Source organism: Mesorhizobium sp. M0626 (assembly GCF_040320665.1).
GTDB lineage: Bacteria > Pseudomonadota > Alphaproteobacteria > Rhizobiales > Rhizobiaceae > Mesorhizobium.
Genome location: NZ_JAMYQD010000003.1, coordinates 143,447 through 156,713 on the forward strand (window position 1 = coordinate 143,447; position 13,267 = coordinate 156,713).

Below are 13,267 nucleotides of genomic sequence, written 5' to 3' on the forward strand. Positions count from 1 at the left end.
TCCTGGTGGCCGCGCGACCGACTGCCACGCTCACCACCCGAATCACGCTCTCTCCCCAGGCATTCTGAATACACAGCGCCCGAGCGTGCAGCAACAATCCACAATTCTCGTGAGAAAAAACGGCATCTTTGCACAGGATGGGAGCCCGCGCAGACAGTCAGAAACGGCCTTCGAACCGCCATGTTCATGTGGGAGGTTAATGGTTGAAAAAGGATTACGGCATAGTTTGCCCGTAACAGTCATCCTTAACGGCCGCCTAAAGAGCCGGACGGGGTGCGAGGCGTCGGCGAAAGTGCTCCCTGACGGAGATTGGAAGCATGGTTTCCCGATTCTACGACCGGACGTTTGTCCGCGTCTTCTTCATGGCGATTGCCCTCATGGGCGCTCTCGCTTTCTCAACCTCTGCGTCGCGGGCACAGGAATACACCGCTCAGGAGATCGTCGATTCCGGTCACAAGTTCTTCGGCGCGACGTCGGGCGGTCTCGCCACCGTCGTCGAGAAGATTTTTGCCTCCTACGGCCTGCCCAATGGCTATCTGCTCGGCGAAGAGGGCTCCGGCGCGCTGATCGGCGGCCTGACCTATGGCGAAGGTACGCTCTACACCAAGAATGCCGGCGACCATAAGGTGTTCTGGCAAGGGCCTTCGCTCGGCTGGGATTTCGGCGGCGAGGGATCGCGGGTGATGATGCTCGTCTATAACCTCGACGACGTCAGCAATCTCTACAATCGGTTCGGCGGCGTTGCCGGTTCGGCCTATGTCGTGGCCGGCGTCGGCTTCAACGTGCTGCAGAACAACAGGGTGCTGCTGGTGCCGATCCGCACCGGCGTCGGCGCGCGGCTTGGCGTCAATCTCGGCTATCTGAAGCTGACGCAGAGGCCGACCTGGAATCCCTTCTGAGCGATTCCGACCACACTTCGACCCGATCAACAGATTCTGACCCGGTGCAGCTGCGGCAAACCCTTGCCGCAGCGCTGGATTTGCGTCATGCGAACATGGCAAAGTCCAGACTTGGCGGTTGCCGGATAGCGGCCCGCCCGTAACGGGTAGTCACCTTGGTTCAGTCGATCCTGTTCTTCGCCCTCGGCTTTCTGTGCGCAGGCTTTCTGGCGCTGCTGGTCGCGCCGGCCATCTGGCGGCGGGCGGTCGCGCTGACACGCAAGCGTGTCGAGGCGTCGGTGCCGCGAACGCTGGCCGAGATCCAGGCCGACAAGGACAGCTTGCGGGCCGAGTTCGCCATGACGACGCGCCGGCTCGAAATCAGCATCAAGACGCTGCGTGAGCAGGCGAATGAGCAACTCGTCGAAATCAATCGCGGCCGCGAGGCGCTGAAGGGCCTGGCGGTCGAGCGCAAGGACAAGAAGCAGGCGCTTTCGGAGCTCGGGGAAAAAAACGAATTGCTCCTGCATCGCGAGCAGCAGATACAACAGCTGTCTGACAGGCTTGCACAAACAGAGCGCACGATGGAAAAGCGCGCGCTCGAGCTGGAAAAGCTCGAGCATATGTACGACGACGCGTCCTTCTCCTCCAGCAATCGTCAGATCGAACTGGTGGCTCGCGAATCCGAGCTGGAAAAACTTGCCAACGACATTTCAGTGCTGCGCGGCCAGCGCAAGGAGGCCGACAGGCGCCATCAGGAAGTCGTCACCGAGGCCAAGGCCACGCGCGATGCCTTGAAGGCCGAAAAGAAAAGAACCGCCGACCTCGACAGAAAGCTCGAGCGTCTGCTCGCCACGCTTGCCGATCGCGAGGACAAGCTCGATCGCCGCGAAAAGGAACTGGCCCGGCTTCGCGAACGGGTGAAGGGCGAGGCTGCGGGAGGCGCCGCGGCTGCTGGCCTGGTTGGTGCGCAAGACAGTGCCCGCGCCAGGAACGAGGACATCGACAAGACGCTCGCCAAGCTTGAAGGCGACCGAGAGCGGCTCGAAGCCAGGCTGACGACGCTGGCCCGCGAAAACAAGCGGATGAAGGCGGAGCTTGGCGGTTCTGGATCCGCGAAGCCCGGGAATGGCCCCGGCAATGGCAATGATGCCGGTTCTGCCTTGCGCGAACAGATGAACAATCTGGCGGCTGAGGTCGTCCATTTGACGGCCAAGCTCGAAGGACCTGATTCACCGATCGCCAAGGCGCTGGCGGCGCCGCAGGAAACGCGGTCGGGAACCACCAGCCTGGCCGATCGCGTGCGGGCGTTGCAGAAGGCAGATTTGCCGAGCTGAGTTTCAAGCCCCGGCTTGGAATTGCCTGACTACGCCTATCAGGGCGAAAAATGGTGCAGCGCAATGGCTGACGCGGCAGCGACATTCAGGCTGTCGAACCCTTCCGACATCGCGATCCGCACCGTCCGCAGGCGGGCAAGCAGGCTCTCCGGGAGGCCCTCGCCTTCGGTGCCGAGATAGAGCGCCAGTCGTTTCGGTCGCGCGGCATCACGAATGTCAGCCTCACCACGCGGCGACAAAGCGACCTGGCCGAAGCCCAACTCGCCGAGCTTCGCGATGAAAGCTTCAGTGTCGCCGAAGGACGCAAAGGGCACCTTCAACGCGGCGCCGACGGAGACGCGGATCGCCTTGCGATACAGTGGGTCGCAACAGGTGGCGTCGACGAAGACGGCATCGGCGCCGAAGGCGGCGGCATTGCGGAAGATCGATCCGATATTGTCATGGTTGGCGATGCCGATGAGAACGACGATCAACGCTTCGGCAGGCAAGGTGTCGAGCAAGGCCTCGGCGGGCTGTGGCGTGCCCTTGCTGCCGATCGCCAATATACCGCGATGCATGTGGAAGCCGGCGATCCTGTCCATGACGGCGCTTGCCGCAACGTAGACCGGCAGGTCGGCAGGGGCCTTGCGCAGGATGTCGTCGAGCCCGGCCAGCCGGTTTTCGAGGACCAGGACCGACTCCGCAGCAAAGCGTCCGGCTGACAGCAGGACGTCCAGCACCACCTTGCCTTCGGCAACGAACCGGCCATGGCGGCCGGTGAGATCGCGCTCGCGGATGTCGAGATAGGCGGCGACCCGCGGATCGCGCGCGTCGTCGATCTGGATCGGATCCATCAATACCTCGGCCGGCGAAAAATCGTCAGCGACGTAAGGAGCGATCGGAGCCGCCAGTCAAGCCCTGCAGGTCAAGTCCCGGCGCGGCGCAGACGCGTTGCCATTTGGGACAAGTCGCCTATCCCGAAAATGCCGTCCAGCATGCGCAACAGTTCGCGCACGGCTTCGGACTTGCAGGAATAGTAGATCATCTGCCGGTCGCGGCGGGTCTCGACAAGATCGAGCGCCCTGAGCTTGGCCAGATGTTGCGACAAAGCAGACTGGCTGAGCATCACCTTTTCGGCGATGGCGCCGACCGACATTTCACCGTCGGCCAGATAGCTCATGATCAAGAGCCGCTTTTCGTTGCCCATAAGGGTCAGAAATGTCGCCGCCGATTCGGCATTGGCGATTAGTTTGGTCGAGACCATCGATGCCCCATGTTTTCCTGCTCATCCAAACGCTATGGGGGCAAATAGCGTTGGCTGCTATAATTCAGCTATGGATCACGCTGCTGATTCAGCGTCACCTGAATCGTAGATCATTTCGCCCAAATCTCAAGACGTGCTTTTGATTCATGACGATTATCCTTGCGTAGCTGGCGCACGACCGGCTTTGGCCATGTCGACCAGAACCGGCCGCAGGTCGCGCGCGGTCTTCAATGGCTGCGGAAAATAGACCCTGCAAACGGTGTCGCCCGATGCCAGGTCCATGCCATCGGCATCGAAGCCGGTCATGGTCCAACCATCACCTTCAACCCTGGCGAAATGATGGGCATAGACGGCGATGGCGTCGAGATGGTCGGCATTCATGTGGTCGAGAGCGGATTGTTCGCTGGCGGCCAGCTCGTCGACGATCAACCCCTCGGTGATGAGATCGGCACGGTCGAGCAGGTAGGCCTTGCCGAAGCCGCCATTCAGGCTGGCGCGCTCCGGCTCGAGGCGAAAGATCGAGAAATCGCCGAGCTCGGCATAGAGCTTTGCCTTGGGATTGCGGTTGAGATAGCGCCGCTCGGCGCGGGCATGCGCGCTCGACCCGCGTTCCAGCGGCTGCGCCCGGCAGACCAGCGTTATCCTGGGATGCGCCAGCGGATCGCCCTTGCCGGGTTCGCCGACAAGCAGCGAGCAGCGCGGCTCGGCAAGGATGGCGCCGGTATGGGCTGACAGCGCCGAGACAAGGATCAGAGGCGTGCCATCGATGTCGGTGGCGACTCCGACCCTGGAGGCCAGCGGTGCGCCGGTCGACGGCTCGATCACCGCGAGGGCGCCGAAACGGGCGCTGCGGATCAGCGTTGCGGCCAGCCTGATCGCCTCGGCGTCCGTCGCGCGAATGACGTCCTTCTTCGGCTGGTCCAAAATGCTCACCAGGTAAGTTGATTTTCTAAATCCAGTTACTGGCCAATCATGCCGGCTTTGACAAGCGCTTTGATCTCGGCTGTCGAAAAGCCGAAGCGCGCCAGCACAGTCTGGGGCAGCTGATCGTCATCTTCAGACATGCCGGCAAGCGCCGGCTGCGAGGCCGAGAAGCGTGGCGCGGGCGCGGGGCGCTCGAGCGCACCGGCCTTCACAAATGCGTGACGCGCCCGGTTGTGCGGATGATCCCTGGCTTCGGCCAGCGACAGAACCGGCGCCACGCAGGCATCGCTTGCGGCAAACAGCGCGTCCCAGTCGTCGCGTGTCTTCTGCCGGAACCGGTCGGCAATGGCCGCGCGCATGTCCGGCCACAACGCCTCGTCGTATTGGCCGCGGACAAAATCCTCCCCGAGCGGCAGCAGCCTTGCGAAGGCGGCGAAGAAGCGCGGCTCAAGGCAGCCGACCGCAACGTGGCGTGCGTCCGCCGTCTCATAGGTGTCGTAGAAGGGCGCACCGGAATCGAGCAGGTTGGCGCCGCGCCGGTCGCTCCACAGACCTGCCGACATGAAGGCGTGTATGGGGGCCGCCAGCATCGAAGCGCCCTCGACCATCGCCGCGTCGATCACCTGGCCTTTGCCAGAGCGCGAGCGCTCGAACAGCGCTGCAAGCACCCCGGCGATCAGCATCATGGCGCCGCCGCCATTGTCGGCGATCAGATTCAGCGGCGGCACCGGCCGGCCTTCCTCCCGGCCGATGGCGTGCAACACACCGGAATAGGCGAGGTAGGTGATGTCGTGGCCGGCGCGACCTGCGAGCGGCCCGTCCTGGCCGAAGCCGGTCATGCGGCCGTAAATCAGCGCCGGATTACGCGCCAATGCAGCATCCGGGCCGAGACCGAGCCGCTCCATCACACCGGGGCGAAAGCCTTCGACAAACAGATCGGCCTTTTCGACAAGGTGCAGCAGCAGTTCCGTGCCTTTTGCCTGCTTGAGGTCGACGCGCAGGATGGAGCGGCCGTGACGGTCGAGATTGTGCGCATCGGAGAGCGGCAGCAGGGGTTGGTCCGAACCGGTGCGCTCGATGCGCAGCACCTCGGCGCCCATGTCCGACAGCATCAGCCCCGCCAGCGGCACCGGGCCGAGCCCAGCCATCTCGATGACTTTAAGGCCGGCCAGCGGACCGGTCTTCACTGCGCCGGCCGCCATGGCCGTCTATTTCGGCGCCATGCGGATTGCCCCATCGAGGCGGATGGTTTCGCCGTTGAGCATCTGGTTTTCGACGATATGCAGGGCGAGCGCGGCATATTCGGACGGCTCGCCGAGGCGGGACGGGAAGGGCACGGCCGCGCCGAGCGAATCCTGCACCTCCTGCGGCATGCCGGCCATCATTGGCGTCTTGAAGATGCCGGGCGCGATGGTGCAGACGCGAATGCCAGAGCGCGCCAGGTCGCGGGCAACCGGCAGCGTCATGCCGACGACGCCGCCCTTGGATGCGGCATAGGCGGCCTGGCCGATCTGGCCATCATAAGCGGCCACCGACGCGGTGTTGACGATGACGCCGCGCTCGCCGCCCTGCAGCGGTTCGAGTTTGGCGGCACGGTCGGCGACGAGGCGGATCATGTTGAAGGTGCCGATCAAATTGATCTCGATCACCTTGCGGTACTGGTCGAGCGGATGCGGACCATCCTTGCCGATCGTCTTCACGCCGATGGCAATGCCCGCGCAATTGACCAGGATGCGCGCTGGCCCAAGTCTCTTTTCCACCTCGGCGACCGCGGCCGCACCGCTGTCGGCGCTGCTCACATCGCACTGGATGGCGGCGCCGCCAATGTCGCCCGCCACCTTCGATGCCCGGTCGATGCCGATATCGAAAATGGCGACGCGCGCGCCCTTGTCGGCCAGCGCGCGGGCGGTTGCCTCGCCGAGGCCGGAGCCGCCGCCGGTTACGATCGCAATCTGGCCGTTCGGGTTCATGCTGCATGCTCCGTGCTGTTCCGGGTCATGCTACGGAGGTCGCCGCCATGGTGCAACCTGACCAATGGGGATCCATCGCGACCGGTGCCGCGACCGATCCTGGAGCTCAGGCCATCACTGGTGCCTGCTCCGCGATCCTGGCAAGGCTGGCATGGCCGACCTCGCCGGAGAGCCGCGCCACGGCACCGGGCACGATCTCGTGCGACAGCAGCCGGTCGAGGTCGACCGGGCGCGGCATGGAGATCTGGCCGCGGGGGATCTTTCTGAAGCCGAGCGGGCCGTAATAAGGCTCGTCGCCGACAAGGATCACCGCCGGCGCGCCGGCCTTGGCGGCCGCCTCCAGCGCGATCGCCACGAGCCGGCGGCCGATACCGAGATTCTTGAAGGCGGGCCGCACGGCGAGCGGCCCGAGCATCAGCGCGCGTCCGGCGCCGGCGGCGATGCGGGTCATGCGCACCGAAGCAACGACGATGTCGCCATTCATGGCGACAAAGGATAGCGAGCGCTCGTGGCCGCCGGTCTCGCGAATCTTGTAGGCGGCCAGCACGAAACGGCCGGGGCCAAAGGCTTCGTCGTTGATGGCTTCGATTTCGGGATCATGCGCCGGAGTTTCCGGCAGGTATTTCACGTCGGCAAGGCTCATGGTCTTCGCGGTCCGATAAAGTGGAAAGGTTGCTGCAAGCGGCAGCGTTCGCCAGTCAGCGCTTTCTAAGCGCGGGCGCCCTTTCGTCGTCGGTCAAACCGGATCAAGCCAAGATCGAACATGCGGAGTGTCCGCTAGCATCAATTTCCGGCGGCTGCAATCGGCTGTTTTCATCCGGCGTTTCATACGAGTGACGCTCTGTTCAGCAGATGACGGCTTCGACATTGCCGCCTTGCGACTACATTGGCCAAGGCACGCAAGGAGATTTCGTATGGGATTGCTGGTCGAAGGCAAATGGCAGGACCGTCCGGCCAATGTCGATAGCAGCGGCAGGTTCATCCGCGCCGAGACGCAGTGGCGTGACTGGATCACGCGCGACGGCGCGCCGGCGCAAGGTCGTACGCGCGGCTTCAAGGCCGAGCCAGGACGCTACAATCTTTATGTCTCGCTCGCCTGTCCGTGGGCGCACCGCACGCTGATCTTTCGCGCGCTGAAGAAGCTAGAAGACATCATCCCGGTTTCAGTCGTGCATCATTTCCTCGGTGCTGAGGGCTGGACGTTTTTGGCCGAGGATGGCGCCACCGGCGACACGCTCTACGGCCTCGACTTCCTGCATCAGATCTACACCAAGGCCGATCCAGCCTATTCGGGCCGGGTTTCGGTGCCGGTGCTGTGGGACAAGAAGGAAGAGACCATCGTCTCCAACGAATCCGCCGAAATCATCCGCATGCTCAATTCGGCCTTCGACGAGTGGGGCGATGCCGCTCTCGATTTCTATCCGCCAGGCCTGCGCGGCGAGATCGACAAGGTCAATGCGCTGGTCTTTCCAGCCGTCAACAACGGCGTCTACCGCGCCGGCTTTGCCACCACGCAAGCGGCCTATGAAGAGGCGTTCGGCGAGCTGTTCGCGGCGCTCGACACGCTGGAGGGCCGACTGTCAAAACAGCGCTATCTCACTGGCGAGCGTATCACCGAGGCCGACTGGCGGCTGTTCACCACGCTGGTGCGTTTCGACCCGGTCTATGTCGGCCATTTCAAATGCAATCTGCGCCGCATCGCCGACTATCCGAACCTTTCGAACTATCTGCGCGACCTCTACCAGGTGCCCGGTATCGCCGGCACGGTGAACCTGCACCACATCAAAATGCACTATTACGGCAGCCACGAGAGCATCAACCCGACGCGCATCGTGCCGGTCGGGCCTGGGCTCGACTATGGCGCGCCGCACGACCGGGCGCGGTTCAGGCAGGCGGCGTGAGCATCGGATTGACAGCCTACCAGTACGGCGATACCGGCTCGCCTTCAAAAACCTCGGCAAGCCGCCGCAGCGTCGCCGGCGTCGTGCCATGCGGCAAGCGGTCGAGCGGAAAGAAGCCTGCTTCGGCGATCTCGTGGTCCGGCAGTTTCGGCGCGGTCTGGTTGAAGGTTTCGATGAGATAGAGGCCGACATGGTCGCGGCGGCTGGAGCGGCGGTTGAAATGCATCGATTTCAGCACCGGCTGGGCTGTCAGCGCGATGTTGCCTTCCTCGGCCAGTTCGCGCACCAGCGCTTCGCCAAGCGTTTCGCCGACCTCGACGCCCCCGCCCGGCAATTGCCAGCCGGGAACGTAGGTGTGGCGGATGAGGAAGACGGTGTTCGAGGCGCGTTCGTGGATCAGGCCGCGCACGCCCAGCGTCATCGGCCGCCGCAGCAGGAAATAGAGATGGAACAGCCTCGCCCTGAGGCTCGCCCAGCCGATCTGGCGGAAGGCCTGCTCCGGGTCCAATATAGCCATGCTAGCGAAACCGTGGATGGGCAGGAAACAGTGAGTGGAAAGCGGGGAGCGCGTCGCCTATGAAGGAAGGATGTTCAGGCTCGCGCATATTTCCGATGTCCATCTGGGGCCGCTTCCCGGTGTAACCTATCGCGAACTCGCGTCCAAGCGCGTCGTCGGCTACGTCAACTGGCAGCGCAACCGCCGCCGCCATATGCACGATGCCGTCATCGACACCATCGTCGCCGACATGAAGGCGAGCACACCCGACCACCTCACCGTTACCGGCGATCTGGTCAATCTGGCGCTCGACGGCGAGATCGAGATGGCCAAGCACTGGCTTGAGACGCTGGGTTCGCCGGAGGATGTCTCGGTGGTGCCGGGCAACCACGACGCCTATGTGCCGGGCGCCTTCGACAAGGTCTGCCGCTCCTGGGCGGCGTGGATGAGCGGCGACGGCGTGACTGCGCCGATCGACCGCAACGCTTTTCCCTATCTGCGCGTACGCGGCAATGTCGCGCTGATCGGCGTTTCGACGGCGCGCGCCACGGCGCCGTTCATGGCCAACGGCTTCTTCCTCGAAGGTCAGGCGCAAAGGCTGGCGACAGTGCTCGACGCAACGAACAAACGCGGCCTGTTGCGGGTGATCATGATCCATCATCCGCCGGTGCGCGGCGCCGTCGCCCAGCAAAAGCGCCTGTTCGGCATCTCCCGCTTCCACAAGACCGTTCATAGGCATGGCGCCGAACTCGTGCTGCACGGCCATTCGCATCTGCCGTCGCTGTTCTTCATCGGCGGGCGCGGCGCCAGGATTCCGGTCGTCGGCGTCGCCGCCGCCGGGCAGTCGCCAGGCAGCAAGAACCCGGCGGCACAGTACAATCTGCTCGATATTGACGGGGAGAAGGGCAATTGGCTGATTCGCCTGACGCGGCGCGGCCTGACCGGGCCAGCCTTGCCGCCATCGGACCTGCAGGTCATTGAACTCGGCGCGCAGACACCGAGGCCTCCAGATCGTTGATCAGAAGCTGATCTTCATCGCCATCAGGCGATCCCAAAACAGCGCGGCCGCCACCGCCAGGCCAACAAGCGCGCCGGCGGCGACGAAGCCCAGGCCTGCAAAGAAGGTCGACCAGCTCTTGCCTGGCGCGGCTGCTTGCAAGGGCGGCTCCGCTTCGACCACCGCAGGGCGTTTCAGGTCGGCGACGGCCGGCTCGACACCGCCCTCCATCATGCGCTGGCGCTCGACGATACGCTCCGCCACATAGCGCGTGACCTGATCGGCGACCGGTTTCATATCGGTCGATTCGGCGAGCACGACGCGGCCGATGCGGGTATCCCTGAGAAAGCGGTAGGTGCGGCGGTCGCGCCCCATGGCGACATGGCTGACGGCGTCGATCCACAGGCGGGGCTGCAGGCCGGAGGAGACGACGAAGTCGAAATTGTCCATGTCGGCGGGCACGTCGGCAAAGACCGGGGCGAGCTCGGCGGCGAGCAGATCAAGCCGCATCCGGTGCGCCTCGCGCATGTCGACCACGACATCGTCGCGATCGGCGAAGGCATTTTTCACATCGCGAACGGCGTCGGACAGTTTGCGGGAGGTGTCGATGGGGGTGATGTTTTCGCCAGTGTCCTTCATCGGCGTCGCCTCGCTGATATGGTTAATTGCGAGTTAACACAGGCGGCGGCAAAATGCACTGGCGAGATGCGGGGCGCAAGTAAGTTAGCTCGCCGCGGCCTCGAATGTCGGACGCAGGCGCCTGCCGCGGCGTGCCATGTTTCGGCGCACGGCCTGGGCGACCACATCAGGCACTTCCTCGACCAGCATATGGCCGGCATCGAGCACGTGATGAATATGAAAATGCGCCGGCAGACAATCAGCCTGGGTAAAGGGCAGCACCGGATCGTCCGTTCCCCAAACCACCATCACCGGCATGTCGAGGGTGTCCAGCTGTTCGCGGGGTATGACCCCCTGCCGCTCGTTCCTGGTCATGACGGCCGATATCTCAATCAGCTTGCGCAACTGGCCGGGGCGACGGCGTAGGTCCGCCAGGACGCCAACGATGCGTTCGGGCGGCGGGCTTCGCGGTCCCGACATGGCGGCAAGGCAGGCGCGGATTTCCCGTCTGTCGGCGGCCGCGGCGTAGCGGCGCAACAGCGGTCCGTTGATCTCGGGGCCAACACCGCCCGGCGCCAGAAGCGTCAGCGAGCCTATCCTTTCAGGCTCGGCAAGCGCCATCAGGGAGGCGACCGCGCCGCCCATCGAATGACCGGCGACATGCACCCTTGCTATCCCGCGTGCGGCGATATCGGCGAGAACCGCTCGCGCCGCTGTTTTGGCCGGGCCGCTGCCAGGAAATTCGAGAGACAGTCCGTGTCCCGGAAGATCGTAGGCCAAAGTCCTGACATCGGGCCCTAGCGACGCGGTCACCTCGCGCCAGATATCATGGCAACCACCGAAGCCATGCAGCAGGACGACCGTCTTCGGCCCGGCGCCCCGCTCGGCAACATAGAGGGATGAGACCATGAAAATGTGCGATTGTTGCAAGACTGGAGAGGAAATTCGAATCGAGGCTGGATTGCTCCCAGTCCAGACCGATGGCCAGTAAAGTTTTCGCGATCCGGAAAGACTAGCTGGCGTTGCCGAGGCCCGCGGCGCGCAGCGCCTCAACCAGCCGGTCGGTCAGATCGGCGGGATATTTGCGCTCGGCGAAGGCCGCGCGCGGATCGGCGGCGAATTTCGGGAATTTGGTGGTCAGCTCATCCAGAAGCTTGGCTGCCAGCTGTTCGCGGCCGGCAGCCTTGGCGCCGATCAGCCGCGCTGCCAGATAATGCGATTTCATCGCCGTCGTGCGCAGCGACTCGCTGGCTATCGCGGCCTTGTTCATGTCGCCCAGCATAAATTGCCCGGCGAAAAGCCCAAAATCCCACCATGTCGGATGGCCGCTGAACGTCTCGACGGCATGGGTCAGGATGGGTGTTCCCTCGGCATATTTGCCGGCAAAGATCAGGCCATAGCCGTAAGCGGCAGCCATGCCGAGGTCGTAGGGGTTGAGCTCATAGGCCTTGCGCATCCAGCGGATCGATTCCTCGGTGTTGCCGAGGCGCGAATTGAGGTAGCCATAGGCGCGGTGCGCATAGGGGCTGGTCGGTCCCATCTGGATGGCGCGATGGGCGAAAGACATTGCTTGTTCGACCGTCGCGCCAGGCGGATAGGCGTAATGATCGGTGGCGGCCTCAAGGGTCAGGGAGGCCAGTTCCGAATAGACCAACGACGATTTCGCACCCTGGCCGGCGAGGTTGTCCAGGCAGCGATAGGCGGCCTCGTGCGTCCTGGTGCTCTGGTCGAGATAGTATCTGTCGTTGAGGATCAGGCAGCTCGTCAGCCCGGTCTGAATGCCGTTCTGTTCGATGTAGCTGTAGAGCGGGCCGGAGGCGGGAACGGTCGAGCTGAGGATGGCGGCGATACGATCCTCGACGGTGCCAGGTGCGCTGTCGGCGGCCGTCAGACTGCGGGACAAAAGCACGCGGCCGGTCGCCACGCTCTGCAGTTCGAGCGTCACGTCACCTGCCATTGGTCCCGGCAGGACATCGAAAACGAAGCTGGTCGGGTCGGTGCTCGGATCGCGCTTGCTGTCGGCGTCGCGGCCGATGAAGTCGATCGTGTCGAAACCGGCAAGGCCGGCGCGCAGCGAAGCGGCGACGCGGCCGGCCTCGGGGCCGGTGGCCTTCACGGCGATGTAGACGAGGGGCAGGGCCTCCATCGACGGCGATGCGATGCTGCTCGTTACGCCCGCGGTCTCGACCACCGCGGTAGGATCGCTGCTGGCAAGCAATGCGCCGCTGCCCTGGCGCAGGATGAGCACGCCCAGCATGAGAATGACCAGCGTCATGGCGACCCAGAAGAACTGGAGATGGCGCGCCAGCGAAGGCCCAGGTTCTGTAACCCCCGAAGCTGTCGCGGCAGCGGGAACGGCGTCAAGAGCCGTCTGGTCGGGCGATCCGGGCAAGGCGGCTACCGCCGCCGCAAGCGGCTCCTGCCCAACCGGCAGGCGTATGGCGTTGAGCTCATAGGACGGCACGTAGCCGCCGCGCGGAATGGCAATGCGAACCGGTTCGGCTATGCCTTCATTGGCGAAATAATGCTGGAGAAGTTCGCGCAGCCGGCCTGCCTGCACCCGGACAACGGCGTCGGTCGACGAATCGAAATCGCCGTCCTTGCCGAAGACGTCCATGGCGATGGAGAAACCCTTGAGCCTGTCGGCTTCGCCGGCCTGCTCGCGCTCAACAAGATAGCGCAGCAACTTGCGCGCGCGCTCGGAACGGCCGAACGTTTCGCTGGCGAGCAGTCGCTCCAGTGTCTCGCGCACTGCGGGGGCGGCAGGCGTGGCATGCTGCAAGTGTCGATCCTCTCGAACTCGGCACAGGTTGAGGCGCAATCATATAGAGCCTGCACTTCCATACAAGCATGCTTATGTTATGCGATCGCGTAACACACCGGATAGTTACTGGTGGAGACAC

At 63.9% G+C, this 13,267-nt stretch carries 14 protein-coding genes; 4 read left to right on the forward strand and 10 right to left on the reverse strand.

The features are described from left to right. Nucleotides 1–362 precede the first annotated feature (362 nt). Nucleotides 363–899: a DUF1134 domain-containing protein gene (locus tag NKI37_RS04495; protein ID WP_245259859.1), complete on the forward strand. Its 537-nt coding sequence runs from the start codon at nt 363–365 to the stop codon at nt 897–899. A 155-nt stretch (nt 900–1,054) separates the two neighbouring features. After that, a complete protein-coding gene (locus NKI37_RS04500) occupies nt 1,055–2,215 on the forward strand; it encodes a coiled-coil domain-containing protein (RefSeq protein WP_352794382.1) in 1,161 nt (386 codons plus the stop codon). 38 nt (nt 2,216–2,253) lie between these two features. Here NKI37_RS04500 and NKI37_RS04505 read toward each other — a convergent pair whose 3' ends face one another. The 6 genes from NKI37_RS04505 to NKI37_RS04530 form a co-directional block, all read right to left on the reverse strand. Beyond that, nucleotides 2,254–3,048, reverse strand: coding sequence for a TrmH family RNA methyltransferase (locus tag NKI37_RS04505; protein WP_023683629.1), 795 nt, complete (start codon nt 3,046–3,048; stop codon nt 2,254–2,256). A 71-nt stretch (nt 3,049–3,119) separates the two neighbouring features. Beyond that, the gene (locus NKI37_RS04510) at nt 3,120–3,458 is read right to left on the reverse strand and encodes an ArsR/SmtB family transcription factor (RefSeq protein ID WP_023669951.1); all 339 of its coding nucleotides are present in this window, start codon (nt 3,456–3,458) and stop codon (nt 3,120–3,122) included. A gap of 153 nt (nt 3,459–3,611) precedes the next feature. Continuing rightward, entirely contained in the window at nt 3,612–4,382 is a 771-nt protein-coding gene (locus NKI37_RS04515) for a HugZ family pyridoxamine 5'-phosphate oxidase (RefSeq protein WP_352789682.1), read from the reverse strand. Nucleotides 4,383–4,417: 35 nt separating this feature from the next. Then, the gene (locus tag NKI37_RS04520) at nt 4,418–5,584 is read right to left on the reverse strand and encodes a CaiB/BaiF CoA transferase family protein (protein WP_352789659.1); all 1,167 of its coding nucleotides are present in this window, start codon (nt 5,582–5,584) and stop codon (nt 4,418–4,420) included. A gap of 6 nt (nt 5,585–5,590) precedes the next feature. Continuing rightward, complete coding sequence (locus NKI37_RS04525; RefSeq protein ID WP_023683632.1) at nt 5,591–6,352, reverse strand: 3-hydroxyacyl-CoA dehydrogenase; 762 nt, start codon at nt 6,350–6,352, stop codon at nt 5,591–5,593. A gap of 106 nt (nt 6,353–6,458) precedes the next feature. Beyond that, on the reverse strand, nt 6,459–6,995 hold the full coding sequence (locus NKI37_RS04530) for a GNAT family N-acetyltransferase (protein WP_023683633.1): 537 nt from the start codon (nt 6,993–6,995) through the stop codon (nt 6,459–6,461). Nucleotides 6,996–7,266: 271 nt separating this feature from the next. Here NKI37_RS04530 and NKI37_RS04535 point away from each other — a divergent pair, with 271 nt between their 5' ends. Continuing rightward, nucleotides 7,267–8,253, forward strand: coding sequence for a glutathione S-transferase family protein (locus tag NKI37_RS04535; protein WP_352789656.1), 987 nt, complete (start codon nt 7,267–7,269; stop codon nt 8,251–8,253). A gap of 16 nt (nt 8,254–8,269) precedes the next feature. Here the strand turns inward: NKI37_RS04535 and NKI37_RS04540 are convergent, their stop codons facing one another. Further along, nucleotides 8,270–8,770, reverse strand: a complete 501-nt coding sequence (locus NKI37_RS04540; protein ID WP_352789653.1) for an NUDIX domain-containing protein — start codon at nt 8,768–8,770, stop codon at nt 8,270–8,272. Between the two features lie 70 nt (nt 8,771–8,840). Between NKI37_RS04540 and NKI37_RS04545 the strand changes: the two genes are divergently transcribed. Next, nucleotides 8,841–9,767 carry a metallophosphoesterase family protein gene (locus tag NKI37_RS04545; RefSeq protein ID WP_023683636.1) on the forward strand — a complete coding sequence of 309 codons (927 nt, stop codon included), beginning with the start codon at nt 8,841–8,843 and terminating at the stop codon, nt 9,765–9,767. On the opposite strand, the gene NKI37_RS04550 is transcribed toward NKI37_RS04545, so the two are convergent. From NKI37_RS04550 to NKI37_RS04560, 3 genes are all read right to left on the reverse strand, one after another. Continuing rightward, complete coding sequence (locus tag NKI37_RS04550; protein WP_023686189.1) at nt 9,768–10,385, reverse strand: hypothetical protein; 618 nt, start codon at nt 10,383–10,385, stop codon at nt 9,768–9,770. An 84-nt stretch (nt 10,386–10,469) separates the two neighbouring features. Then, nucleotides 10,470–11,273, reverse strand: a complete 804-nt coding sequence (locus tag NKI37_RS04555; RefSeq protein ID WP_023686188.1) for an alpha/beta fold hydrolase — start codon at nt 11,271–11,273, stop codon at nt 10,470–10,472. A gap of 103 nt (nt 11,274–11,376) precedes the next feature. Beyond that, nucleotides 11,377–13,146 carry a tetratricopeptide repeat protein gene (locus NKI37_RS04560; RefSeq protein ID WP_352789650.1) on the reverse strand — a complete coding sequence of 590 codons (1,770 nt, stop codon included), beginning with the start codon at nt 13,144–13,146 and terminating at the stop codon, nt 11,377–11,379. Nucleotides 13,147–13,267 lie beyond the last annotated feature (121 nt).